Raw genomic sequence first — 21,960 nt, forward strand, 5'->3', positions numbered from 1 at the left:
ACGCACTGAGGAAGTGAGCCAACCCGTGAGCGCAGTCTCTTCGCGCCTGCCCGTCTTCCCGTGGGACAAGCTGGAGCCGTACAAGAAGACGGCCCTGGCGCACCCGGACGGGATCGTGGACCTGTCGGTCGGCACGCCGGTCGACCCGGTCCCCGCGCTGATCCAGGAGGCATTGGTGGCCGCGGCGGACTCGCCGGGCTATCCCACGGTCTGGGGCACGCCGGCGCTGCGGGACGCGCTCACCGGCTGGTGCGAGCGGCGCCTCGGCGCGACCGGGTTCGCCCACGAGAACGTGCTCCCGGTCGTCGGCTCCAAGGAGCTCGTCGCCTGGCTGCCGACCCAGCTGGGCCTCGGCCCCGGCGACAAGGTCGCCTACCCGAGGCTCGCCTACCCGACGTACGAGGTCGGCGCCCGGCTCTGCGGCGCGGAGCCCGTCGTCTACGACGACCCCACCGAGCTCGACCCGGCCGGCCTGAAGCTGCTCTGGCTCAACTCCCCGTCCAACCCGACGGGCAAGGTCCTCGCCCAGGAGGAGCTCACCCGGATCGTGGCCTGGGCCCGCGAGCACGGGGTCCTCGTCTTCTCCGACGAGTGCTACCTCGAACTGGGCTGGGGGGCCGACCCGGTGTCGGTCCTGCACCCGGACGTCTCCGGCGGTTCGTACGAGGGGATCGTCGCCGTCCACTCGCTCTCCAAGCGCTCCAACCTGGCCGGCTACCGGGCGGCGTTCATCGCCGGCGACGCGGCCGTCCTCGGCGAGCTGCTCCAGATCCGCAAGCACGGCGGCATGATGACCGCGGCGCCCGTCCAGGCCGCCACCGTCGCCGCCCTCGGCGACGACACGCACGTCGCCGAGCAGCGCGAGCGCTACGCGGCCCGGCGCGCCGCCCTGAAGGCCGCCCTGGAGGCCCACGGCTTCCGCGTCGAGCACTCCGAGGCCAGCCTCTACCTGTGGGCGACCCGCGACGAGCCGTGCTGGGACACGGTCGCCCACCTGGCCGAGAAGGGCGTCCTGGTCGCCCCGGGCGACTTCTACGGCGAGGCGGGCGCCCGCTTCGTCCGGGTGGCCTTCACGGCGACGGACGAGCGCGTCGCGGCGGCGGTCAAGCGCCTCGGCTGACGACCTGGCGGCGGTACGCGGAAGGGCCCGGGTCGCACATGCGCCCGGGCCCTTCCGCGTGTCCGCCGGCGGCTCAGCCGAGGGGCAGGCCGCCCAGCATCTGGCCGGCCGGGGCGCCGCCCAGCGCGCCGCCCGCGGGGGTGTTGCCGGCGCTGTCGGCGGCGGCGCCGGCGGTCTGGCCCACGGCCTGGCCCGCGCTGCCGGCGGTGTCGCCCGCGATCTTCTGGGCGGCGGGGGTGGCCGTCCTGCCCGCCGCGCCCACCGCCTTGCCGGCCGCCGGGACGGCCGTGCCGACGGCCTCGCCGCCGGCGGCGCCGGCGACGCCGGTGGTGGTCTGCGCGGCACCGTCGACGGCCGTGCCCGCGTCGGCCGCGTCGAGGGCGGTCAGGCCGCCGAGCGCGCCGGCCGGCGCGAGGCCGTGGTCCAGGGCGCTGGCGGAGCCGGCCGCTCCGATCACGGGGGCCGCGCCGGCCGCGACGATCAGGGCTGCGCGGGCGATCCGACGGGTCAGGGGGAGGGACATGGTGCTCCTTCGGCGGAGAGACGGTGGGGACGTGTGCGTCTGCGGGCTGCACAACCGAGGCGGGGGCGGGGGAGGTTGCGGGCGCCGAAGGTAAAGGCTGGGCAACGGGTCGTATTGTCGGGTGGGGAGGAAAGCGGACGAACGCGGCCCCGCCCCGCCCCCTGCTGAACCGTCTCTCCCTTGACGCCCCAAGCCTCCCGCGCCTCCCGCGCCCCCTGCGCCCCACCCCTCCCGCGGCGTCCCTCCGGATCCCCGCCCCGAGCGACCCCTCGCACACGAGTCCACGCGCCCGCGCCGCCGTTCCGTCGCGGACGGTCGCCCCGCGGGCCGCGCCTCCCGGGGCCGCGGGTCAGCGGGTGAGGCGGAGGTGGACGGTGGGGGTGCGGGGGGACGTGGCGGTGTCCCAGCCGCCGCCGGAGTCGTCCGCGCGCCAGACCTTGCCGCCGTACGAGACCTCCGCGACCCGCAGGGACTCCGCGCGCGCCACCGCCCACTGCGCCAGCTCCCAGCCGCGCCGCTCCGTGCCGCCCGGGACGGGGACGACGAGGACGGCCGGTTCCGCCGCGGAACGCCCCGCGCTCGCCCCGCCGGAGACGGAGGTGGGCGCCGCGGACTCGCCGAAGGCCCGGACCAGCTCCGTACGGACGAAGGCGGGGTCCCCGGGCCGGCCCTCCTTGAGGTCGGCGGTGCAGGAGAGCGCCGCGGGGGACCGCCCGGTGAGCGCCGCGGACAGCAGCGTCGCGTCCGGCTCGTGCTTGGCGTACGCCTGTGGGAAGCCGCTCTTCTGGACCTTCTGCGCCGCGACCGTCAGCGGCATCCGCGAGTAGCCGGGGACCTTCTCCAGCCCCTCGTAGAACTTCGAGGCCGAGTACACCGGGTCCATGATCTGCTCCGGGGTGCCCCAGCCCATGGACGGCCGCTGCTGGAAGAGGCCGAGCGAGTCCCGGTCGCCGTGCTCGATGTTCCGCAGCGCCGACTCCTGGAGCGCGGTCGCGAGCGCGATGGTGACGGCCCGCTCGGGCAGCCCCCGCGAGGTGCCGACCGCCGCGATCGTCGCCGCGTTCGACGCCTGCTCGGGGGTGAACTCGTACCGGTTGTCCCCGCTGCCCACGGCGCACCGGGGCGCGCCCTTGCTGCCGGTCACCTGGTGGACGGCGATGTACGACGCGAGGCCGCACAGGACGGCGAGAGCGGCGGCCGAACGGGCGAGACGACCGCGGCGGGCGGGGCGGGGGGAGTCGGACACGGGGCCCACCGTACTGGAGGCCGGGTTAGGGTCGGCATATGGCTGACATCACCCCGCAGGAGACTGCTCAGGAGACCCCGCTCGACCTCACCCGGGACGGGGCCGCGCTCACCGCCGCCCTCGTCGATTTCGCCTCCGTCAGCGGGACCGAGAAGCCGCTCGCCGACGCGATCGAGCGCGCCCTGCGCGCCCTGCCGCACCTGAGCGTCGACCGCTACGGCAACAACGTCGTCGCCCGGACGAACCTCGGCCGCGCCGAGCGGGTCGTCCTCGCCGGCCACATCGACACCGTGCCGATCGCCGACAACGTGCCGTCCCGGCTCGACGAGGACGGCGTCCTGTGGGGCTGCGGCACCTCCGACATGAAGTCCGGTGTCGCCGTCCAGCTGCGGATCGCCGCGACCGTCCCGGAGCCCAACCGCGATCTCACCTTCGTCTTCTACGACAACGAGGAGGTCGCCGCCGACCTCAACGGCCTCGGGAAGATCGCCGCCGCCCACCCGGAGTGGCTGGAGGGAGACTTCGCGGTCCTCCTGGAGCCCTCCGACGGGCAGGTCGAGGGCGGCTGCCAGGGCACCCTCCGGGTCATCCTGCACACCGCCGGCGAGCGCGCCCACTCCGCCCGTTCCTGGATGGGGTCCAACGCCATCCACACCGCCGCGCCGATCCTGGCCCGCCTCGCCGCGTACGAGCCGCGCAAGCCGGTCATCGACGGCCTGGAGTACCACGAGGGCCTCAACGCGGTCGCGGTCCAGGGCGGTGTCGCCACCAACGTGATCCCCGACGCCTGCTCGGTGACGGTCAACTACCGGTACGCCCCCGACCGCTCCCCGGCCGAGGCGCTGGCGCACGTCCGCGAGGTCTTCGCGGACTGCGACATCGCCGAGTTCGTCGTCGACGACGAGAGCCCCGGCGCGCTGCCCGGCCTCTCCCACCCGGCGGCCGAGGCGTTCATGAAGGCCGTCGGCGGCACCGCGATGCCCAAGTTCGGCTGGACGGACGTGTCCCGATTCAGCTCCCTGGGCGTGCCCGCGGTCAACTACGGTCCCGGCGACCCGATCTACGCGCACAAGCGGGACGAGCACGTGCACGTGGACCGGATCCACCACTGCGAGGCACGGCTCCACGACTGGCTGACCGCCCGTCTCCCGTAATTTCGCGTTTCGTCACCTCTCTGGTCCTACGCTGACCCGACAGCAAAGATCGTGGATCGTCGGAGGGAGCAGGCCATGGGCATTCCCGAGGGAGTGGCGAAGCCGGAGGAGCAGCGGCTGGGGCCGGTGCTGAGGCGCAGGGACCAGGTCCAGCCGGGCACCACGGACCAGCGGCTGCTCGACACCGAGGGCGACTCGGAGTGGGTGCACACCGACCCCTGGCGGGTCATGCGGATCCAGTCCGAGTTCGTCGAGGGGTTCGGCGCGCTCGCCGAACTGCCGAGCGCCATCAGCGTCTTCGGCTCGGCCCGGACGAAGCCGGACTCGCCCGAGTACGAGGCGGGGGTGCGGATCGGCCGGGCGCTCGTCGAGGCGGGCTTCGCGGTGATCACGGGCGGCGGTCCGGGCGCCATGGAGGCGGCCAACAAGGGCGCCCGTGAGGCGAAGGGCGTCTCGGTCGGCCTCGGCATCGAGCTCCCCTTCGAGCAGGGGCTCAACCAGCACGTCGACATCGGGGTGAACTTCCGGTACTTCTTCGTCCGCAAGACGATGTTCGTGAAGTACGCGCAGGGCTTCGTCGTCCTGCCCGGCGGTCTCGGCACCCTCGACGAGCTCTTCGAGGCGCTGACCCTGGTGCAGACGCGCAAGGTGACCCGCTTCCCGATCGTGCTGTTCGGCAGCGCGTACTGGAAGGGGCTCGTCGACTGGCTGAAGGACACGGTCGTCGCGGGCGGCAAGGCGTCCGAGCGCGACCTGCTCCTCTTCCACGTCACGGACGACGTGGACGAGGCGGTCGCGCTCGTCACCAAGGAGGTCGGCCGCTAGGTCCTGTTCACGGCGGTGGCCGCCTCGCCCCTGGGGGGAGAGGCGGCCACCGGTGTCAGTAGCGGACGGAGACGCTCGCTCCGGTGAAGCCCTGCTTGGCGTGCAGGCTGATGTAGACGTACCCGGCGGGCGGGTTGTCCACCGTGAGGGTCTCGGCGCTGCCGGCCTGCGTGGACCGGGCGCTCCAGGCGCTCGTGGTGGCCCAGGAGGGGGCGTTGTAGTACAGGTCGGCGTCGCCGTTCGAGCCGGTCGTGGTGATGGTCAGCCGCGGGGTGCCGGCCGGGACGTACAGGTAGTGGTAGCCGTAGTTGCCGGTGGTCGCGGAGACGTTGCTGCGGGCGCAGTTCTGGTCCAGCCTGCGGGCGTCGGCGTCGGTGCACTCGGGCAGGGACGGGCCCGGGCCGGGGTCCGGGACGGTGGCGCAGGCGCCGGCGGCGCAGGCCGTGAGCCAGGCGTCGAAGTCGGCGTCGTAGCGGGTGCCGATGGTGGTCTTCAGCAGGGTGCGGGCGCCGTTCCAGTCGCCGGCCCGGTACTTCGCGAGCACGGCGTCCACGTCGGGGCGGTGCTTCTCCAGCATGTACCGCACGGCCAGGTAGCCCCAGCGGTAGGTGCGCTCGGAGTTCGTGTTCTCGTAGGTGGTGTCGAAGAGGGTGCTCAGCCTGTAGGTGTGCTGGCCGGCCGCCGCGGCCGCCGCGTCGTAGGGCAGCTTCCGGTAGGAGTAGGAGACGTACTCGGCGAAGCCCTCGATCCACCAGATGGTGGGGGTGGAGACGCCGGTGGTGAAGCCGCCGTACATGTTGAAGCGGCCGTCGAGGTAGTGCGTGTACTCGTGGTTCAGGTTCCACACCTGGAAGTCGGGCAGCACGCGGGTGTCCTCGTAGGCGAGGAAGCGGGGCAGGTTGCCCGGGACGGACGGGTCGCCCTCCAGGTACATGCCGCCGTTGTCGGTGTTGATGCCGTAGATGGCGGCGGCGAACACCTGGTAGTCGTAGCGCGTGTCGAAGACGACGACCTCGATGGTGGTGTTGTGGTCGTCGGCGACGGGGCCGGAGTCGCGGGCCACCGCGTGGAAGAACGCGTCCTGCTTGAGCAGGCTGTCGCAGGCGGCGGCCAGGTTGGCCGGGGTCACCTGCTGGGCCAGCACCCGGATGGACGGGCTGCACGCGTGGCTGGTGACGAGGATGCCGGCGCGCAGCCGGGCCGCCGCGTCGAGGGTGCCGTAGTCGGCGGCGCGGCCGGCGTCGTACGCCTCGACCATCTCGGCGATCGCCGCGAACAGGTAGGCGGTGTTCCCGCTCGGGGCGCTCTGGTCGGCGAGGCCGCGCAGCAGCGGCTGGAGCTTGGTCCGCAGCGCCGGGTGCTGGAGGAAGCGGCCGAGCTCACGGGCGGTGTTGTACGGCAGGTAGCCGTGGGTGCCGCCGAGGAGCGCCTTGTTGCGGGCGGCGAAGGCGGCCAGGGTGTCGAGCACGCTCGGGTCGGCCTGGACGGCGGCGAGGAAGCCGTCGGTCTGGTGGCCGCGGAAGAGCACGGTGTTGACGTTGTTGACGGCCGCGGTCATGCCGGCGACGGCGTTGTACGTGCCGGCGTCGTAGTCGGTCAGGAGCCGCTTGACGACCGGGAGGTACCGGACGTTCTCCTGGGCGCTGTCGATCAGGGTGACCGACTCGCCGAGGATGCCCGCGTTGGCGGTGGTGACGTCCCGCGAGCGCGCGCTGCCGAAGAAGCCGTCGAGGGCGCCCCGGATCGCGGTGGTGAGGGCGGGGCCGTAGGTGCCGACGTCCGAGGAGTTGTACCACTGGACGTAGTAGCCGGCGCGGAGGAAGTACACCAGCTGGTAGGTGGAGGTGCTGTTGTCGCCGGGGTACGCGGCGGAGTTCGCGCGCAGCGCGTCGGCGACGGTCACCATCTGCGCCTCGCGGAAGGCGCCGCGGGCGTCGCCGCCGGTGAGCAGGAAGAGGTCGTTGATGCAGTTCGGGTCGGACGCCTTGACCAGCTCGACCAGGGCGCCGCCGGTGCGGGTGGTGAAGTCGGCGACGTTGCAGGCGGCGGCCGCGGAGCGGGAGGCGGCGGCGGGCTTCGCGGCGGCGGCCGGGTCCTGGGCGGCGAGGACCGGGGGCCGCCCGGCGGCCGGCACCCGCCCGGCGGCGCGGTCGGCCTCCTGGTCCTCGGGGGCGGGGTCGCTCGCGGCCTGCGGCGCGGCGGGCGCGGCGGACGGCGCGGAGACGGGGGCGGGCGTGGGGGCGGGTGCGGCGGCCGCCTGGCCGGCCGGGGCGAGCACCCCGAGCGCGAGACAGGACGACAGAGCGGCGGTCAGAAGCCGTACGCGGTACGGCAGTCCCGATATCCGGGCGGATTTCACCTGGGCCTCCTGGCCTTGCGCGGCCGTGCGACGGCCGGCGCAGTGGGGGATTGGTTGACAGCGCTCCGTCAAGGGCTCCCGGAGCGACCGTACAATTTCACACGTCACATGGTCACGGGAAGAGGTGTGACAGAACCCGTCGCGTCACCGCCGCGTCACCCGCCCGCCACCACCCCGGCACCCCGCCCCGCCCCGGCACCCCGGCACCCCGCCCCGGACCCGGCCCGACCTGGCACGGCGCGGCGGGGCACGACGAAAAGCCGCCCCCGGTCCCGTGGCGTACGGGACCGGGGGCGGCGTTCCGGAGAGAAGGCGGGGGGGAAGGCGGGAAGGCGGGGAGGCGGGGTGCCGGGGGCAGGCGGGAAGGCGGGGGCGGCGGAGGGGTCAGGCCAGGCCGCGCCGGGCCACCGCCGGCTCACGGTGGCCCGCGATCGACGCCACCATGTCGAGCACCTGCCGGGTCTCGGCGACCTCGTGGACCCGGTAGACCTGGGCGCCGAGCCACGCCGACACGGCGGTCGTCGCCAGCGTCCCGAGGACGCGTTCCTTCACCGGCCGGTCCAGGGTCTCGCCGACGAAGTCCTTGTTGGAGAGCGACACCAGCACCGGCCAGCCGGTGTCGGCCATCTCGCCGAGGCGGCGGGTCGCCTCCAGGCTGTGCCGGGTGTTCTTCCCGAAGTCGTGACCGGGGTCGATCATGATCCCGTCCCGCCGCACGCCCAGCGAGACGGCCCGCTCGGCCAGCCCCACGGTCACCCGCAGGATGTCGGCCATCACGTCGTCGTACTCCACGCGGTGCGGCCGGGTGCGCGGCTCGGCGCCGCCCGCGTGGGTGCAGACCAGCCCCGCCCCGTACCTCGCGGCGACCTCCGCGAGCTTCGGGTCCACCCCGCCCCACGCGTCGTTGAGCACGTCCGCGCCGGCCTCGCAGACCGCCTCGCCGACGTCCGCCCGCCAGGTGTCCACGCTGATCACCACGTCGGGGTGGCGGCGCCGGACCTCCGCGACGAAGCCCACCGTGCGGCGGGCCTCCTCCTCGGCGGTGACCTCCTCGCCGGGGCCGGCCTTGACCCCGCCGATGTCGATGATCGCCGCGCCCTCCGCCACCGCCCGCTCGACGCGGGCGAGCGCCGGCTCGTCGCGGAAGGTCGCGCCCTGGTCGTAGAAGGAGTCCGGGGTCCGGTTCACGATCGCCATGATCACCGGCTCGTGCGGCCCGAACTCACGCCGTCCCAAGCGCAGCATCCCTTATGTCCTCCCTCGCGACCCTTCGGCGGCGTCCTCTGCGCCGTCTGTGACCCTAACCGCCGGTGGCGCATGGCACGATCGGCACGGGACGTTTTCCACTCCGGGAGAGGCGCGCTGGTGTTCTGGTTTCTGCTCATCACGATGGTCGTGGTCGTCGCGGCCGTGACCCTTGCCGTGGTCGGCGGCGGCGACAGCGAGGTGCTGCCCGACGCGGCCCCCGAGCAGCTGGTGGACCCGCTGCCGCTGAGCCGCCCCGTGGACCGCTCGGACGTCGAGGCGCTGCGTCTCCCGGTCACCGCCCGCGGCTACCGGATGGAGGACGTCGACGACGTCCTGGACCGGCTCGCCGCGGAACTCGCCGAGCGCGACGCCCGGATCGCCGAGCTGGAGGCGGCCCTCGCGGGCGCGCCGGCCCGCGGGACGGCGGAGGGCGACGAGCGATGAGCGGCGGTACGGCCCCGGGCCCCGACGGGCTGCCGCGCTGCCCCTGGGGCCTGTCGACCGAGGACTACACCGCGTACCACGACGAGGAGTGGGGCCGCCCGGTCCACGGCGACGACGCCCTCTTCGAACGGCTCTGCCTGGAGGCGTTCCAGTCCGGCCTGTCCTGGCTCACGATCCTGCGCCGCCGGGAGGGCTTCCGCCGCGCCTTCGCGGACTTCCGGATCGGGACGGTCGCCGGCTTCGGTGACGCCGACCGCGAGCGGCTCCTCGCCGACGAGGGCATCATCCGCAACCGGGCCAAGATCGACGCGACGCTCGCCAACGCGAAGCTGCTCGCCGGCTGGGCCCCCGGCGAGCTGGACGCCCTGATCTGGTCCCACGCCCCCGGCCCCGGCCGCGCCGCCCCCCGCACCCTCGCGGACGTCCCCGCCGTCACCGACGAGTCGACGGCCCTGGCCAAGGCCCTGAAGAAGCGGGGCGTCCGCTTCGTCGGCCCGACCACGGCCTACGCCCTGATGCAGGCGTGCGGCCTGGTCGACGACCACCTGGAGGAGTGCGTGGCCCGGGGCGGCCGCTGAGGGCCCGTCCGGAAGGTCCCGCCCGGCGCGCGGCGCTCCTTCCCGGACGGGACCTGGCGACCGCCCCGTCCCGCGCTACTTCCCGAGGTACTTCGGCTTCTCCTTCGCCAGGAAGGCGCGGACCGCGATCGAGTGGTCCTCGGAGGCGCCGGCCAGGGTCTGGAGCTCGTCCTCCTTGTCCAGCGCCTCGTCGAGGGAGTGGTCGGCGCCGTACGCCACGGACGCCTTGAGGGCCGCGTAGGCGACCGTGGGGCCCTCGGCGAGCCGGCGGGCCAGCTTCCCGGCCTCGGCGACCAGTTCGCCGGCCGGGACGAGACGGTTCACGATGCCCAGGTCGTACGCCTCCTGGGCGCCGATCGAGCGCGGGAAGAGCAGCAGGTCGGAGGCGCGGCTCGGGCCGATCAGCCGCGGCAGGGTCCACGACATGCCCGAGTCGGCGGTGAGCGCCACGCCCGCGAACGAGGTGTTGAACGTGGCGGTGTCGGCGGCGATCCGGTAGTCCGCGGCGAGCGCGAAGCCGAAGCCGGCGCCGGCGGCGACGCCGTTGACCGCGGCGATCACGGGCTTCTTCATGCCGGCGAGCGCCCGGACGATCGGGTTGTAGTGGTCCCGGACCGTGTTCATCGTCGCGCGCGTGCCCGACTCCTGGTCCTGGAGGAGCAGCCCGACGTGCTCCTTCAGGTCCTGCCCGACGCAGAACGCCCGGTCGCCCGCCGCCGTCAGCAGCACCGCCCGGACGGCCGGGTCGGCGGCCGCCGCCTCGGCCGCGTCCCGCAGCGCCACCTTCGCGGCGACGTTCAGCGCGTTCATGGCCTCCGGCCGGTTGAGCGTGATGGTGGCGAGCCCGTCGCTCACTTCGTACAGGACCGTGTCGGCCATCGGGACCCCTTCGTCTCGTGCGTCGGCTGATCCGCCCAGCATGACGGAGATCACCCGTACCGCCCATGTGAGCTGCGTCAAAGAATCGGGGCCCGCGGAGCGACCCGCGGCGGCGAAGTATCGCAGGCCCGACGCCGAAATGTGGGGTTTTGCGGGTGCGCGTTGCGCAAGCGATGCCGATCGATGTTGGTCATCGGGTCCTGCGATGCGGGATAATGACCTGGAAGCAATGTGTTCGAAGCCGGTGACGCGTGCTCCGCGGTACGGAGCTGCCCGGCTGGAGATGAGCTGGTTTCAGGAAGGGGAACGAGCATGGCGGCCATGAAGCCGCGGACGGGTGACGGCCCGCTCGAGGTGACCAAGGAGGGGCGGGGCATCGTCATGCGCGTTCCGCTCGAAGGCGGCGGTCGGCTCGTGGTCGAGCTGACCCCGGACGAGGCCGAGGCGCTCGGTGATGCCCTGAAGAAGGTCGTCGGCTGACCCTCCCCGTTTTCCTTCACCGCTGCCCCGGTACGGCCCCGCCGTCCGGGGCAGCCGTGTGTCCGGGCGAGTGGGCGAGGGAGCGTTCGGCGGGGGAGCGGCCGGCGGATCCGCGGGTCAGCCGCGCCGGACCGCGCAGAGCAGGCCGTCGCCCACCGGCAGCAGCGTCGGGAGCAGCTGAGAGCTCTCCCGGACCGTGCGCAGCAGCTCGCGGACCCGCTGCACCTCGGCGGGCTGGGCGCCCGAGTCGACCGTGCGGCCGTCCGCGAAGACGCCCTCGAAGCAGACCAGACCCCCAGGTCGGAGCAGGCGCAACGATTCAGCGAGATAGTCCGGGTACTCCCCGCGGTCGCCGTCGCAGAAGACGAGGTCGTACCCGCCGTCCGCGAGCCGCGGCAGCACGTCGAGCGCCCGCCCCGGGATGAACCGCGCCCGGTTGCCCGCGAAACCCGCCGCCCGGAACGCCGCCTTCGCGAACTGCTGGTGCTCCGGCTGCACGTCCACCGTGGTCAGGGTGCCGTCCGGGCGCATCCCGAGCAGCAGGTAGATGCCCGACACGCCCGTGCCCGTACCGATCTCGGCCACCGCCTTGGCGTCCGCCGACGCGGCCAGCAGACGCAGCGCCGCACCGGTGCCCGGCGACACCGAGGGCAGCCCTGCCTCACGGGCCCGCTCCCGGGCCCAGCGCAGCGCTTCGTCCTCGGCGACAAAGGCGTCGGCGAACGCCCAGTTCGTCTGCCGGTTGGCGGTAATGGCCCTCTCCTGTCCCCTTAGTTGGCGCAACGGTGACTGTATCCGCTGTCAGCGGGAACCCGCAGATGGGACCGGGCGTTCACCAGGGGAAGGACGCGCGCGCGGACCGGCGGGCGACCCCGATTCAAATGCGCGTAAAGATTCTTATCCGGAGCTAACGGGCGAGGTGGCTATGGTAGGGGCTCCACTGGACACCACCAGAGCCGATAGGGGAGGTGCGGCTGCGCCTGTGGATCGGAGAGGGGCGTTCAGGCGCCTCCTCAGGTCGGCGGGTGAGCCGAAATCCGTGACCGACACCGCTGACAAGCTCCACACCACCGACACCGCACCCACCACCGCGACCTTCGCATCGGATGCGGAATCGCAGGCGTGGACTCCGCCCACCTGGGAGGAGATCGTCAGCACGCACAGTGGTCGCGTCTACCGCCTGGCCTACCGCCTCACCGGCAACCAGCACGACGCCGAGGACCTCACCCAGGAGGTCTTCGTCCGCGTCTTCCGCTCGCTGTCGACGTACACCCCCGGCACCTTCGAGGGCTGGCTGCACCGCATCACCACCAACCTCTTCCTCGACATGGTCCGCCGCAAGCAGCGCATCCGCTTCGACGCGCTCGCCGACGACGCCGCCGAGCGGCTCCCCAGCCGTGAGCCCTCCCCGCAGCAGGTGTTCAACGACACCCACTTCGACGCCGACGTCCAGCAGGCCCTCGACACCCTGGCGCCCGAGTTCCGCGCCGCCGTCGTCCTCTGCGACATCGAGGGGCTGTCGTACGAGGAGATCGCCGCGACCCTCGGGGTGAAGCTCGGCACCGTCCGCAGCCGCATCCACCGCGGCCGCTCCCACCTGCGCAAGGCGCTCAAGCACCGGTCGCCCGAGGCCCGCGCCGAGCGGGCCCTGGCCACCGTCGGATGGGAGGCCGGGACAGCGTGAGCGGCACCCGTCCTCCGTCCCCGAGCCCCGCGGAGCACCACCTCGGGGACCGGCTCGCCGCGCTCGTCGACGGCGAGCTCGGCCATGACGCCCGCGAGCGGGTCCTGGCCCACCTCGCCACCTGCGCCCGCTGCAAGGCCGAGGCCGACGCGCAGCGCGCCCTGAAGAGCGTCTTCGCGGCCAGCGGAGCCCCCCAGCCCTCCGAGGGCTTCCTCGCCCGCCTCCAGGGCCTTCCCGGCGGTCCCGGGGAGCCCGGGCGCTCCCCGCTGGAGCAGCTCCTCGAAGCCGGCGGCGTGAAGAGCGACGGCTTCGCCACGGCGCCGCCCGCCGCCCCCGACACCGGCACCGGCTTCCGGGTCCACACGGTCACCTCGTCCGGACGGGGCCGGCGCTTCGCCGTCGCCGCCGCCGGCGCGGTCTCCTTCGCGGCCATCGCCCTCGGCGGCACCCTGCCCGTCGAGAGCTCCGTCAGCACCACCGCCCGCGGCGGCCAGGGCTCCGGCAGCGCGGTCACCCCGCTGCGCGCGGGCGCCTCCGCCGGACCCGGCTCCGTCGGCACGGCGACCGGCCGTTCGGACCGCTCCGAGCGTTCCGCCGGCGGCGCCCAGTCGATCGGCAGCGCCCCGCTGGTCCCGGGCGGCACCGTCCCCTCGGGAGCCGTCCCGGCGGACGTGGACCGCGCCGGACCGGTCGCGGCGATACGGCTCAGGGCCGCGCAGACGCAGTCCCTGTTCGCCCTCTCGCCCTTCGTCCGCCCGACGGCCTCCGCGCTCCAGCTGGCCCTCGGGCCGGCGCCCAGCCCGGCCCCCAGCCCGCCCGGCACCCCGCCGGGCTCCCCTCGCTGACCCCCGACCTGGTTGAATCCTCGGTCAGAGCGTCCGGCACTGGGACGCTCACGGGTCAGCGGTTGCGGGGAGAGCATGAACGACGGGAAGCCGAACTGGTGGAGCCGGCCTTCGACGCCCCCGGAGGCGGCGCGGATACCCACGCCGCCCCCGGCGGAGGAGGACGACTTCCCCCTCCAGGCCCCTGACCCGGGCGAGCCCGCCGCGCCGGAGCCGGCCGCGGAGGCGCCCGCCGCCCCGAAGGTCGACATGACGAAGGAGCCCGTCCCGGCCGCCGCGCCGGAGCTTCCGGAGCCCGCCCTGGCGCCGGAGCCCGACCCGGTTCCCGTCCCGGCCGCCGCCCCGGAGCTTCCGGAGCCCGCCCCGGCCGCCGCCGCGCCGCAGCCGCTCCACGAGCCCGACGAGTACCGCACGCCGCCCTACGGCGAGCCCGGTCCCTGGGCGCCCGCACCGCCCGTACAGCGGCCCGCCGCGCCCGTGCCGGCCCCGCAGCCCGCCGTACCCCCGCAGGCCGCCATGGCCCCGCACGGGGCCGTACCGCCGCCGCAGGGGCCCGTGCCGCCGCAGACGCCCGTCTGGGGCCAGTACGACCCCTGGGGCGCCGGAGCCGCCGCCGTGCCCCCGCCCGCCCGCAAGAAGTCCCGGCGTGGCCTCGCCCTCGCCGGCGCCCTCGCCTTCGCCCTGCTCACCGGTGTCATCGGCGGTGGCGTCGGCGCCTACGTCGAGCGCAACGGCGGCCTCACCACCGTCGAGCTCCCGCAGGCCGAGGCCGGGAACACCGACCGCGCCCCCGAGAGCGTCGCCGGCATCGCGGCCGCCGCCCTGCCCGGCGTCGTCACCCTGCACGTCAGCGGCGGCGGCTCCGCCGGCACGGGCACCGGCTTCGTCCTCGACAACCGCGGCCACATCCTCACCAACAACCACGTCGTCGACGCCGCCGCCTCCTCCGGCGACATCACCGTCACCTTCTCCAGCGGCGAGACCGCCTCCGCCAAGCTCATCGGCAAGGACGCCGGCTACGACCTCGCCGTCGTCCAGGTCACCGGCGTCACCGGCCTCAAGCCGCTCCCGCTCGGCAACTCCGACGACGTCCGCGTCGGCGACCCCGTCGTCGCCATCGGCGCCCCCTTCGACCTCTCCAACACGGTCACCTCCGGCATCATCAGCGCCAAGGAACGCCCGATCACCGCCGGCGGAGAGAAGGGCGACGGCAGCGACATCTCCTACGTCGACGCCCTCCAGACCGACGCGCCCATCAACCCGGGCAACTCCGGCGGCCCCCTCCTCGACGGCAGGGGCCGCGTCATCGGCATCAACAGCGCCATCCGCGCCGCCGGCGGCTCCGGCGACGGGGACGGCGGCAGCGGCGGCCAGGCCGGCTCCATCGGCCTCGGCTTCGCCATCCCGGTCAACCAGGGCAAGCGGGTCGCCGAGGAGCTCATCAACACCGGCAAGGCCACCCACCCCGTCATCGGCGTCAGCCTCGACATGCAGTTCAACGGCGACGGCGCCCGCGTCGGCGACAAGGGCAAGGACGGCACGCCCTCCGTCACCCCCGACGGCCCCGCCGCCAAGGCCGGCCTGCGCCCCGGCGACGTCATCACCAAGGTCGACGGCCAGCGCGTCCACAACGGCGAGGAGCTGATCGTGAAGATCCGCGCCCACCGCCCCGGCGACGAACTCGCCCTCACCCTGACCCGCGACGGCAAGGAACTGACCAGGACCGTCACGCTCGGCGCGGCACAGGGCACCTGAGGTACATGTGGCGGACATCGCAAGGTACCCGTCCGGCAGTCCGGGCGGGTACCTTGGTCCGAGCCGCCCTGGTCCGGCGTGAAGGAGCTATTAGGTGTTCAGCGACATAGGCGCACTCGAGCTGGTGACGCTCATCGTCCTCGCCGTGCTCGTTTTCGGGCCGGACAAGCTGCCGAAGGTCGTCCAGGACGTCTCGCGCTTCATCCGGAAGATCAGGGAGTTCTCCGACAGCGCCAAGGAGGACATCCGCACCGAGCTCGGCCCGGACTTCAAGGACTTCGAGTTCGAGGACCTCAACCCGAAGACCTTCATCCGCAAGCAGCTGGACGGCAACGAGGACCTCAGCGAGCTCAAGGATCTGCGCTCCACGTTCGACCTCCGCAAGGAGATGAACGACGTGGCCGACGCCGTGAACGGCCGCGAGAGCGCCCCCGCGGCCGCCCCGGCGGCGGTCAACGGCTCCGCCCCCGACCTGCTGAAGAAGCAGGACAAGCCGGCCGAGCCCGAGCGGCCGCCGTACGACTCCGACGCGACCTGACACGGGCGGTCACCGACCGGTCGCTATCCTCCTTGAGTTGACGGAACGAGGAGGCGGCCGAGATGAAGACGACGAGTCGGGTGGAAGCCGAGGGCTTTCTGCGCGCACCCTTCGCCTGGTACGGGCTCGACGAGGCGTTCACCGGGCCCCGCCGGCTGATGCAGATCGGCACGGCGGCGGACGGCACCGTCCAGCACGGCTCGGTGGCCCACGGTGACGAGCCGTCGATAAAGTCCGAGGCCGCCGGCGCGGAGAAGGAGCGGTTCGCCGTCGTCGTGACGGTCGCCGCGAACCCCGTACGGCGCACCGGCGACGGCACCGGCGTCCTCGACGCCACCACCGTCTCCTCCGCCGCCTGGCTGGCCGGCTCCGGGCTGCTCGCCCACACCTGGCCCGCCTCCCTCGACCACGGGCTGCGGGACCACTGGCTCGACCAGCAGACCGAGACGGCCTTCGAGCTCGCCGACGACCTCGACGGCCCCCCGTGGACCTCGCTGTCGCTGCCGGTCGACGGGGTGCCCGTGCCCTTCCACTACCGCGAGTCCGAGTTCGGCTGGGTGCTGGCCGGCTCCGCCGGGGACGCCCACATCGGCGCGTACGGGCGCGGGATGAGCGCGTACGGGCTCGGCTTCGCGCAGATCAAGGACCTCGGGCAGTATGCCTGACCCGGACCTGGGTCAGGCGTACTGCCTGGCCGGCCCGGACCCGGACACGACGAAGGGCACCCCGCTCAGGGGTGCCCTTCGCCGTACGGGCCGGACCTCAGAACTTGTTGCGCGGGGTGATGCCCAGGCTCAGGCCGGAGAGGCCGCGCTGGCGGCCGCCCAGCTTGCCGGCGATGGCGCGCAGCGCCGCGCCCGCCGGGGACTCGGGGTTCGACAGCACGACCGGGCGGCCGTCGTCGCCGCCCTCGCGCAGCCGCACGTCGATCGGGATGGAGCCCAGGACGGGGACCGTTGTGCCCGTGGTGCGGGACAGGCCGTCCGCGACCAGCTGGCCGCCGCCCGTGCCGAAGACGTCGACCATCTCGTCGCAGTGCGGGCACGGCAGGCCCGCCATGTTCTCGACCACGCCGACGATCTTCTGGTGGGTCTGCACCGCGATCGAACCGGCCCGCTCGGCCACCTCGGCCGCCGCCTGCTGGGGGGTCGTCACGACCAGGATCTCGGCGTTCGGCACCAGCTGCGCGACGGAGATCGCGATGTCGCCGGTGCCCGGGGGCAGGTCGAGGAGCAGGACGTCCAGGTCGCCCCAGTACACGTCCGCCAGGAACTGCTGGAGCGCGCGGTGGAGCATCGGGCCGCGCCACACCACCGGCGCGTTGCCCGGGGTGAACATGCCGATCGAGATGACCTTCACACCGTTCGCCGACGGCGGCATGATCATGTTCTCGACCTGGGTCGGACGCCCGTCCGCGCCCAGCATGCGGGGCACGCTGTGGCCGTAGATGTCCGCGTCGACGACGCCGACCTTCAGACCGTCGGCGGCCATCGCCGCGGCCAGGTTCACCGTCACCGAGGACTTGCCGACGCCGCCCTTGCCGGAGGCGACCGCGTACACCCGGGTCAGCGAGCCCGGCTTCGCGAACGGCACCTCGCGCTCGGCGGTGGTGCCGCGCAGCGCCGCCGCCAGCTCCTTGCGCTGCTCGTCGCTCATCACGTCCAGCGTCACGTCGACGCCGGTGACGCCCTCGACGCGGGAGACGGCCTCGGTGACGCGTTGCGTGATGGTGTCGCGCATCGGGCAGCCGGAGACCGTCAGGTAGACCGTCACCGCGACCTTGCCGTCCGGTCCGATCTCCACCGACTTGACCATGCCGAGCTCAGTGATCGGACGATTGATCTCGGGGTCGTTCACCGTCGCCAGTGCCTCGAGCACCGCGTCTTCCGTAGCCATAGGTCTGATGGTACGGCGACGACCACGTCGCTATGAAAGGGCCGTCAACGGTCGGGTACGTCACTCCGCCGCTCGCCGTCCGGCGGGAATAGATCGCGTTCCTGTCCGCGCTCCTCCAGTTCCCTCACCAGATCCTGGAGTTCGGAGCGGATCCAGTCCCGGGTGGCGACCTCGCCCAGACCCATCCGCAGCGCCGCGATCTCCCTGGTCAGGTACTCCGTGTCGGCGATCGAGCGCTCGTTCTGCTTGCGGTCCTGCTCCAGGTTGACCCGGTCCCGGTCGTCCTGCCGGTTCTGCGCGAGCAGGATCAGGGGCGCCGCGTACGAAGCCTGGAGGGAGAGCATCAGGGTCAGGAAGATGAAGGGGTACGTGTCGAAGCGCAGGCTCTGCGGCGCGGAGACGTTCCACACCACCCAGGCGATGATGATCACCGTCATCCAGACGATGAACCTGCCCGTGCCGAGGAACCGGGCGATCCGCTCCGACATGCGGCCGAACGCCTCGGGGTCGTACTCCGGCAGCAGCCGGGAGCGGCGGATCCGGGGCTGGTCCAGCCGGATGCGGGGGAGCGGCCGGTCGCGCTCCCGGTCCCGCTCCCGTTCCTGCGACCGCTCAGCCACCGCGCACCCCCTCCTCGTGGAACTCCGTCTCCCGCCAGTCGTCCGGAAGCAGGTGGTCGAGCACGTCGTCGACGGTGACCGCGCCGAGCAGCGAACCGCTCTCGTCCACCACCGGCGCCGCCACCAGGTTGTACGCGGCGAAATAGCTGGTCACGGCCGGCAGCGGGGTGTCCGGGCCGAGCGGCGGCAGATCGCTGTCGACCAGCGAGCTGACCAGGGTGAACGGCGGATCGCGCAGCAGCCGCTGGAAGTGGACCGTGCCCAGGTACTTCCCGGTCGGCGTCTCGTCCGGCGGCCGGCACACGTACACCTGCGCCGCCAGCGCCGGCGACAGGTCCTGCTGGCGCACCCGGGCCAGGGCGTCGGCGACGGTGGCGTCGGGGCGCAGCACGATCGGCTCGGTGGTCATCAGACCGCCCGCCGTCCGCTCCTCGTACGACATCAGCCGGCGCACGTCGGCGGCGTCGTCCGGCCGCATCAGGGTGAGCAGCCGCTCCTTCTCGTCCTCGGGCAGCTCGTTGAGGAGGTCGGCCGCGTCGTCCGGGTCCATCGCCTCCAGGACGTCGGCGGCCCGCTCCTCCTTCAGCTTGCCGAGGATCTCCACCTGGTCGTCCTCGGGAAGCTCCTCCAGGACGTCGGCGAGCCGGTCGTCGTCGAGGGCGGCGGCGACCTCGGCGCGCCGCTTGGGGGAGAGATGGTGGAGCGCGTTGGCGAGGTCGGCGGGGCGGAGCTTCTCGAAGGTGGCGACCAGGTTCTCGGCGCCCTGCCCGTGCTCCTCCAGGGAGAAGCCGGTGACCGCCGACCACTCCACGGTCAGCGTCTCCCCCTTGCGGCGCAGCGCCCCGCCCTTGCCGCGGCGGACGAAGACCCGGTCGATCTCCCAGTCGCGCCGGGCCGGCAGCTGCTGGATGGCGACGTCGAGGACGGTGACCTCCTCGCCGGTCTGGGCGAGGGTCACCCGCCGGTCGAGGAGCTCGCCGAGGACGAGCCGCTCGGTCGGCCGCTGCTCGAAGCGGCGCATGTTGACCACGCCGGTGGTGATGACCTGGCCGGACTCGACGCCGGTGATCCGGGTCATCGGCACGAAGACCCGGCGCCGGCTGAGCACCTCCACGACCATGCCGAGGAGGCGGGGCGGGCGGCGGCCGACGCGGAGCATCGCGACCAGGTCGCTGACCCGGCCCACCTGGTCGCCGACCGGGTCGAAGACGGCCACGCCGGCGAGGTGGGAGACGAAGATCCGGGGGGCGCCTGCCGCCATGCCTCGCGCCTCCTCGGTGCCGCACGATCCGGGGTCGCCGCGCCGCCTCTGCGGGGCTTCGCGGCCTTTGCTGGGCCCTTGCCGGGCTTCGCATGGTTCAGGCTAGCCCGTGGTGTTCCACCCCGCTCCGGCAGCGCCGCCGTCCGGCTGCCTGCGGGGACGCCGGGCGCGCCCGGGTACGCTGCGGTCTGCCGTCCCCCACCGGCACCCTCCGGCCCGACCGGCCGACCCCGGCGGCCCCTTCCGCCGTGTCTGTACGGCCACGGGCCGTTCCCCCCACCGAAGAACGAGAGGCAGCGCAGGTGACCGTCCGCACCCCGTCATCGCGTATCCCGTCCGCACCGCAGGCGCCCGCCCGCGCCGCGGCCTCCGCCCGCTTCCGCAGGGCGGCCGTGCCGCTGGTGCTGTGCGCGGGGCTGACGGTGGGTCTGACGGCCTGCGGGGCCGACCCGGACGAGGGGACGAACGGGGTCGGGAGGCTGTCGGCGCCCGAGATCGAGCGCGAGGCCCGCACGGCGGCGGACACGGCCAAGGCGGTCCGGCTCTCCGGCACCCTGGTCAGCAAGGGCGGCACCTTCAAGCTGAACATGCGGCTGAAGCAGAACGGCGGCGCCGGCTCGGTCACCACGAAGAACAGCACCTTCGAGCTGCTGCGGGTCGGCGACGCGCTCTACCTCAAGGCCGACGCCGGCTTCTGGACGCACGAGGAGAAGGGCGACGACGAGCCCTCCGAGGCCGACACGGAGGCCGCGGACAAGCTGGACGACATGTACGTGAAGGTGCCGCGCGACGACCCCTCGTACAAGCAGCTGCGCGGCTTCACCGACATGGACCAGCTGCTGCGCGGCCTCATCGGGCTGCACGGGGACGTCGTCAAGGGCGACCGGGACCAGATCGGCGGCGTCCGCACGGTGAAGGTGAAGGGCGGCGCGGACGGCGAGGGCGGCACCCTCGACGTGGCCCTGGAGGGCTCCCCGTACCCGCTCCAGTTCGCCCGGGGCGGGGGAGCGGGCCTGGTGGTGCTCTCGGAGTGGGACAAGGACTTCCCGCTGACCGAGCCGGGCCGCGAGGAGACCCTCGACTACGGCCGCCAGCTGCCCCGGACCTGAACGGGCGCTCAGCCTTCCTCCGCGCCCCAGTCCCACAGGGCCTGGAGCACCGGCCCGAGCCGCCGCCCGCGCGGCGTGAGCCCGTACCGCACCGTCGCCGGCCAGCCGGCCCGCCGCTCCCGGGTCACCACGCCCGCCCCGGCGAGCTGCGCCAGCCGCTCGGACAGGACCTTCTCCGAGAGCCTCGGCAGCGCCTCGCGCAGCTCGCTGTAGGAGCGGTCGCCGCCCAGCAGTTCGCGCACGACCAGCGTCGTCCAGCGGCCGCGCAGGGCCGCCAGCGCGATCTCCACCGGGCAGTCGGGGGCGGGCGCGTCGACGCGGGCGCGGGGGTCGCCGTCCGGGAGCCCCGGCGGGTGGCCAACCGTTCGGTGAGTCACGAGGCCGTCTCCTAACGTGTCGGGCGTCCGATTCTCCCCGTACGGAAGGACGACCGTCCGCCATGCCCGCAACCCCCTGTGAACTGGCGACCCGGCCCGAGGACGTCCCCGCGGTCTTCGCGGCGCGCTTCAACAGCGGCGACCCGGCGGCCCTCGCCGAGGTCTACGAGGAGACCGCCGTCCTGGCCGCCGGGCCGGAGGGCGCCGCGCTCTCCGGCGCCGCGCTCCACGCGGCCAACGCCCGGCTCCAGGCCCTGGGCGTGCCGATCGCGGTCCGGCCCCGGCAGGTGTACGCCACCGGCGACCTGGCGCTGCTCCTGGTGGACTGGATCATCGAGGGCGCCGACCGCGACGGGCGGCCCGTCCGGGTCGAGGGCACCGCCACCGACGTGGCGCGGCGGGGCGCGGACGGCCGGTGGCGGTACGCCGTCGACAACCCCTTCGGCCTCCGCCCCGGCGGACTGCCCGCCTGACGCGGGTCCGCCGGATGCCGCCGGGCTCGTCCTAGCGCTTGCGCTTCCTGCCGAAGAGGAGCTTCGGGAGGGCGGCCGGGACCGGGCGGCGGGTGGTCGCCGGGGACGGCAGGGGGACGGCGGCGAGGGAGCCGTCCGGCAGGTCGGTGGTGGCGGCCCGCGGGTCGAGCCGCAGCACCCGGCACTCGCGCGCCCAGCGTCCGGGCACGGCCTCGCCGTCGGGCGCGTTGAGCCGCTTGCCCTTCAGCTCGGCGACGGCCGCGTCCCACTCCTCGGTGCCGGGGACGAGCTGGCGCACGGCGGCCGTCCAGGAGACGATCCGGCCGCCCTTGTCCTTGCTGCGGACGGTGACCTCGGCGGTGGCGCCGTCGGCGAGGCCGGGCAGCGGCTGCTCGCCGGGTCCGTCGCCCACCACGTGGGCGGCGCCGTCGTGCCAGACGTGCCAGAGCGCCCGGGCGGGCCCGGTGCCCCGGACCCACACGAGGCCGGACTTCTTGGTGGCCTCCTCGACGAGGAACAGCTCTTCTGTCATGGCCCGAAGCCTAG

General features: G+C 73.8%; 24 protein-coding genes. 13 read left to right on the top strand and 11 right to left on the bottom strand.

Annotated features, from left to right (window positions below):
• The first annotated feature begins 25 nt into the window (after positions 1-25).
• Positions 26-1,120 (top strand): bifunctional succinyldiaminopimelate transaminase/glutamate-prephenate aminotransferase, encoded by a 1,095-nt coding sequence (locus ACFVU3_RS13195; protein WP_390065973.1) that lies wholly within the window; start codon positions 26-28, stop codon positions 1,118-1,120.
• A gap of 73 nt (positions 1,121-1,193) precedes the next feature.
• On the opposite strand, the gene ACFVU3_RS13200 is transcribed toward ACFVU3_RS13195, so the two are convergent.
• Positions 1,194-1,643 (bottom strand): ATP-binding protein, encoded by a 450-nt coding sequence (locus tag ACFVU3_RS13200; RefSeq protein ID WP_390065974.1) that lies wholly within the window; start codon positions 1,641-1,643, stop codon positions 1,194-1,196.
• A 349-nt stretch (positions 1,644-1,992) separates the two neighbouring features.
• Positions 1,993-2,898 (bottom strand): hypothetical protein, encoded by a 906-nt coding sequence (locus ACFVU3_RS13205; RefSeq protein WP_390065975.1) that lies wholly within the window; start codon positions 2,896-2,898, stop codon positions 1,993-1,995.
• A 29-nt stretch (positions 2,899-2,927) separates the two neighbouring features.
• Here ACFVU3_RS13205 and dapE point away from each other — a divergent pair, with 29 nt between their 5' ends.
• Both dapE and ACFVU3_RS13215 read left to right on the top strand, forming a co-directional pair.
• Positions 2,928-4,043: a succinyl-diaminopimelate desuccinylase gene (gene dapE, locus ACFVU3_RS13210; RefSeq protein WP_390065976.1), complete on the top strand. Its 1,116-nt coding sequence runs from the start codon at positions 2,928-2,930 to the stop codon at positions 4,041-4,043.
• A 75-nt stretch (positions 4,044-4,118) separates the two neighbouring features.
• The gene (locus tag ACFVU3_RS13215; protein WP_390065977.1) at positions 4,119-4,868 is read left to right on the top strand and encodes a TIGR00730 family Rossman fold protein; all 750 of its coding nucleotides are present in this window, start codon (positions 4,119-4,121) and stop codon (positions 4,866-4,868) included.
• A 55-nt stretch (positions 4,869-4,923) separates the two neighbouring features.
• Here ACFVU3_RS13215 and ACFVU3_RS13220 read toward each other — a convergent pair whose 3' ends face one another.
• Entirely contained in the window at positions 4,924-7,227 is a 2,304-nt protein-coding gene (locus tag ACFVU3_RS13220; protein ID WP_390065978.1) for a M9 family metallopeptidase, read from the bottom strand.
• 384 nt (positions 7,228-7,611) lie between these two features.
• Entirely contained in the window at positions 7,612-8,472 is an 861-nt protein-coding gene (gene folP / locus ACFVU3_RS13225) for a dihydropteroate synthase (protein WP_390065979.1), read from the bottom strand.
• Between the two features lie 120 nt (positions 8,473-8,592).
• On the opposite strand from folP, the gene ACFVU3_RS13230 reads away from it, so the two are divergent.
• Together ACFVU3_RS13230 and ACFVU3_RS13235 are read left to right on the top strand one after the other, a co-directional pair.
• On the top strand, positions 8,593-8,919 hold the full coding sequence (locus tag ACFVU3_RS13230; RefSeq protein ID WP_390065980.1) for a DivIVA domain-containing protein: 327 nt from the start codon (positions 8,593-8,595) through the stop codon (positions 8,917-8,919).
• Positions 8,916-9,497: a DNA-3-methyladenine glycosylase I gene (locus ACFVU3_RS13235; RefSeq protein WP_390065981.1), complete on the top strand. Its 582-nt coding sequence runs from the start codon at positions 8,916-8,918 to the stop codon at positions 9,495-9,497. Before ACFVU3_RS13230 ends, ACFVU3_RS13235 begins: the two co-directional genes overlap by 4 nt.
• 75 nt (positions 9,498-9,572) lie before the next feature.
• On the opposite strand, the gene ACFVU3_RS13240 is transcribed toward ACFVU3_RS13235, so the two are convergent.
• Positions 9,573-10,376, bottom strand: a complete 804-nt coding sequence (locus tag ACFVU3_RS13240) for an enoyl-CoA hydratase/isomerase family protein (RefSeq protein WP_390065982.1) — start codon at positions 10,374-10,376, stop codon at positions 9,573-9,575.
• 312 nt (positions 10,377-10,688) lie between these two features.
• On the opposite strand from ACFVU3_RS13240, the gene ACFVU3_RS13245 reads away from it, so the two are divergent.
• Entirely contained in the window at positions 10,689-10,856 is a 168-nt protein-coding gene (locus ACFVU3_RS13245) for a DUF3117 domain-containing protein (RefSeq protein ID WP_009997451.1), read from the top strand.
• A 117-nt stretch (positions 10,857-10,973) separates the two neighbouring features.
• Here ACFVU3_RS13245 and ACFVU3_RS13250 read toward each other — a convergent pair whose 3' ends face one another.
• Positions 10,974-11,639 carry an O-methyltransferase gene (locus ACFVU3_RS13250; protein WP_189851570.1) on the bottom strand — a complete coding sequence of 222 codons (666 nt, stop codon included), beginning with the start codon at positions 11,637-11,639 and terminating at the stop codon, positions 10,974-10,976.
• 142 nt (positions 11,640-11,781) lie between these two features.
• Here ACFVU3_RS13250 and sigE point away from each other — a divergent pair, with 142 nt between their 5' ends.
• The 5 genes from sigE (at position 11,782) to ACFVU3_RS13275 (ending at position 16,343) form a co-directional block, all read left to right on the top strand.
• The gene (gene sigE, locus ACFVU3_RS13255) at positions 11,782-12,540 is read left to right on the top strand and encodes an RNA polymerase sigma factor SigE (protein WP_390065983.1); all 759 of its coding nucleotides are present in this window, start codon (positions 11,782-11,784) and stop codon (positions 12,538-12,540) included.
• A complete protein-coding gene (locus ACFVU3_RS13260; RefSeq protein ID WP_390065984.1) occupies positions 12,537-13,385 on the top strand; it encodes an anti-sigma factor family protein in 849 nt (282 codons plus the stop codon). Before sigE ends, ACFVU3_RS13260 begins: the two co-directional genes overlap by 4 nt.
• 75 nt (positions 13,386-13,460) lie before the next feature.
• Entirely contained in the window at positions 13,461-15,140 is a 1,680-nt protein-coding gene (locus ACFVU3_RS13265; RefSeq protein ID WP_390065985.1) for a S1C family serine protease, read from the top strand.
• 94 nt (positions 15,141-15,234) lie between these two features.
• Complete coding sequence (locus ACFVU3_RS13270; protein ID WP_390065986.1) at positions 15,235-15,678, top strand: sec-independent translocase; 444 nt, start codon at positions 15,235-15,237, stop codon at positions 15,676-15,678.
• A gap of 62 nt (positions 15,679-15,740) precedes the next feature.
• The gene (locus ACFVU3_RS13275; RefSeq protein WP_390065987.1) at positions 15,741-16,343 is read left to right on the top strand and encodes a hypothetical protein; all 603 of its coding nucleotides are present in this window, start codon (positions 15,741-15,743) and stop codon (positions 16,341-16,343) included.
• A gap of 97 nt (positions 16,344-16,440) precedes the next feature.
• Here ACFVU3_RS13275 and ACFVU3_RS13280 read toward each other — a convergent pair whose 3' ends face one another.
• Genes ACFVU3_RS13280 through ACFVU3_RS13290 form a run of 3 tightly spaced genes read right to left on the bottom strand, consistent with a single transcriptional unit; the run spans position 16,441 to position 19,455 of the window.
• Positions 16,441-17,574: an Mrp/NBP35 family ATP-binding protein gene (locus tag ACFVU3_RS13280; protein WP_390065988.1), complete on the bottom strand. Its 1,134-nt coding sequence runs from the start codon at positions 17,572-17,574 to the stop codon at positions 16,441-16,443.
• A 44-nt stretch (positions 17,575-17,618) separates the two neighbouring features.
• On the bottom strand, positions 17,619-18,194 hold the full coding sequence (locus tag ACFVU3_RS13285; protein ID WP_390065989.1) for a DUF1003 domain-containing protein: 576 nt from the start codon (positions 18,192-18,194) through the stop codon (positions 17,619-17,621).
• Complete coding sequence (locus ACFVU3_RS13290) at positions 18,187-19,455, bottom strand: magnesium transporter MgtE N-terminal domain-containing protein (protein WP_390065990.1); 1,269 nt, start codon at positions 19,453-19,455, stop codon at positions 18,187-18,189. Before ACFVU3_RS13290 ends, ACFVU3_RS13285 begins: the two co-directional genes overlap by 8 nt.
• Before the next feature lie 302 nt (positions 19,456-19,757).
• On the opposite strand from ACFVU3_RS13290, the gene ACFVU3_RS13295 reads away from it, so the two are divergent.
• Positions 19,758-20,564 carry a hypothetical protein gene (locus ACFVU3_RS13295; RefSeq protein ID WP_390065991.1) on the top strand — a complete coding sequence of 269 codons (807 nt, stop codon included), beginning with the start codon at positions 19,758-19,760 and terminating at the stop codon, positions 20,562-20,564.
• 8 nt (positions 20,565-20,572) lie between these two features.
• Here the strand turns inward: ACFVU3_RS13295 and ACFVU3_RS13300 are convergent, their stop codons facing one another.
• Positions 20,573-20,941, bottom strand: coding sequence for a winged helix-turn-helix transcriptional regulator (locus ACFVU3_RS13300; protein WP_390065992.1), 369 nt, complete (start codon positions 20,939-20,941; stop codon positions 20,573-20,575).
• 62 nt (positions 20,942-21,003) lie between these two features.
• Here ACFVU3_RS13300 and ACFVU3_RS13305 point away from each other — a divergent pair, with 62 nt between their 5' ends.
• Entirely contained in the window at positions 21,004-21,414 is a 411-nt protein-coding gene (locus ACFVU3_RS13305) for a YybH family protein (RefSeq protein WP_390065993.1), read from the top strand.
• A 31-nt stretch (positions 21,415-21,445) separates the two neighbouring features.
• Here the strand turns inward: ACFVU3_RS13305 and ACFVU3_RS13310 are convergent, their stop codons facing one another.
• Positions 21,446-21,946 (bottom strand): hypothetical protein, encoded by a 501-nt coding sequence (locus tag ACFVU3_RS13310; RefSeq protein WP_390065994.1) that lies wholly within the window; start codon positions 21,944-21,946, stop codon positions 21,446-21,448.
• Positions 21,947-21,960 lie beyond the last annotated feature (14 nt).

The organism is Streptomyces sp. NPDC058052 (assembly GCF_042885515.1).
Taxonomy (GTDB): Bacteria; Actinomycetota; Actinomycetes; order Streptomycetales; family Streptomycetaceae; genus Streptomyces.

Excerpts from the sequence above, each read along its gene's own strand:
- ACFVU3_RS13200 (WP_390065974.1), bottom strand. The coding sequence starts at position 1,643 with ATGTCCCTCCCCCTGACCCGTCGGATCGCCCGCGCAGCCCTGATCGTC.
- dapE (WP_390065976.1), top strand. The coding sequence starts at position 2,928 with ATGGCTGACATCACCCCGCAGGAGACTGCTCAGGAGACCCCGCTCGAC.
- ACFVU3_RS13215 (WP_390065977.1), top strand. The coding sequence starts at position 4,119 with ATGGGCATTCCCGAGGGAGTGGCGAAGCCGGAGGAGCAGCGGCTGGGG.
- folP (WP_390065979.1), bottom strand. The coding sequence starts at position 8,472 with ATGCTGCGCTTGGGACGGCGTGAGTTCGGGCCGCACGAGCCGGTGATC.
- ACFVU3_RS13235 (WP_390065981.1), top strand. The coding sequence starts at position 8,916 with ATGAGCGGCGGTACGGCCCCGGGCCCCGACGGGCTGCCGCGCTGCCCC.
- ACFVU3_RS13240 (WP_390065982.1), bottom strand. The coding sequence starts at position 10,376 with ATGGCCGACACGGTCCTGTACGAAGTGAGCGACGGGCTCGCCACCATC.
- ACFVU3_RS13245 (WP_009997451.1), top strand. The coding sequence starts at position 10,689 with ATGGCGGCCATGAAGCCGCGGACGGGTGACGGCCCGCTCGAGGTGACC.
- sigE (WP_390065983.1), top strand. The coding sequence starts at position 11,782 with ATGGTAGGGGCTCCACTGGACACCACCAGAGCCGATAGGGGAGGTGCG.
- ACFVU3_RS13265 (WP_390065985.1), top strand. The coding sequence starts at position 13,461 with ATGAACGACGGGAAGCCGAACTGGTGGAGCCGGCCTTCGACGCCCCCG.
- ACFVU3_RS13275 (WP_390065987.1), top strand. The coding sequence starts at position 15,741 with ATGAAGACGACGAGTCGGGTGGAAGCCGAGGGCTTTCTGCGCGCACCC.
- ACFVU3_RS13280 (WP_390065988.1), bottom strand. The coding sequence starts at position 17,574 with ATGGCTACGGAAGACGCGGTGCTCGAGGCACTGGCGACGGTGAACGAC.
- ACFVU3_RS13290 (WP_390065990.1), bottom strand. The coding sequence starts at position 19,455 with ATGGCGGCAGGCGCCCCCCGGATCTTCGTCTCCCACCTCGCCGGCGTG.
- ACFVU3_RS13305 (WP_390065993.1), top strand. The coding sequence starts at position 21,004 with ATGCCCGCAACCCCCTGTGAACTGGCGACCCGGCCCGAGGACGTCCCC.
- ACFVU3_RS13310 (WP_390065994.1), bottom strand. The coding sequence starts at position 21,946 with ATGACAGAAGAGCTGTTCCTCGTCGAGGAGGCCACCAAGAAGTCCGGC.